This is a genomic window from Campylobacter troglodytis (genome assembly GCF_006864425.1).
In the GTDB taxonomy this organism is placed as follows: Bacteria; Campylobacterota; Campylobacteria; order Campylobacterales; family Campylobacteraceae; genus Campylobacter_D; species Campylobacter_D troglodytis.
Map to the genome: position 1 here is coordinate 1 of NZ_QHLI01000204.1, position 701 is coordinate 701.

Consider the following 701-nt stretch of genomic DNA (forward strand, 5'->3'; position numbering starts at 1 on the left):
ACAAATGCTAGCATTTTTGGAAAATGAAAGAGTAATAAAACAGTGGGAGGCAAGAAGTGGCGAGGCTTTAATGAATTTAAAAGAAGATTTACAAGAAAAGAAAAAAGAAACTTTACAAGAAAATAGGCAAGAAAAACAAAAAGAAAAAAAGCAAGAAAAAATTTTTGATATACTTGTGAGTTATGACAAGCTTGATTTAAAAGGCATAGAACTTAATCAAAAGGATGAGCTTTGTTCTTTGTTTAAAGCCTTTGATATAAAAGAGGAAAGTGAAATTTCATTAAGTATAAAAGAAACAAAACATATTTTAATCTTAATTGAAAGATTCAAAGAAACTACTGAATCAACCTTGAGTAGGATGAATATTTATATAGACGGCAAAAGAGTGGATAAAAATGGTAAATTCATAGAAAATTCACAAAGCCTTTTAAATCAAGCTTATCATACTAATAAGCTTATAAGCTTAAACGAAACTAGCTTAGCAAGGCTTACACAAAGAAATTCACAGACATTAAGCAATGAGGACAGCTTAAATTCACAAGAAGGCTTAAAATTCACACAAACACAAGAAGCAATGAAACAAGAAGGCTTAAAATTCAAAGAAGCACAAGAAAGAATAAAATATGAATTCTTTAATCCTCTCTTAAATGATGAGCTTTTTAATCCCTTGCTAGCTGATGATAAAAATTACGCTTACATAC

At 29.0% G+C, this 701-nt stretch carries 1 protein-coding gene; it reads left to right on the forward strand.

All coding sequences use genetic code 11. From position 1 onward, the window contains the following. A partial coding sequence (locus tag DMC01_RS14215; RefSeq protein WP_185908977.1) for a hypothetical protein occupies positions 1 to 701 on the forward strand: 701 nt, incomplete at both ends.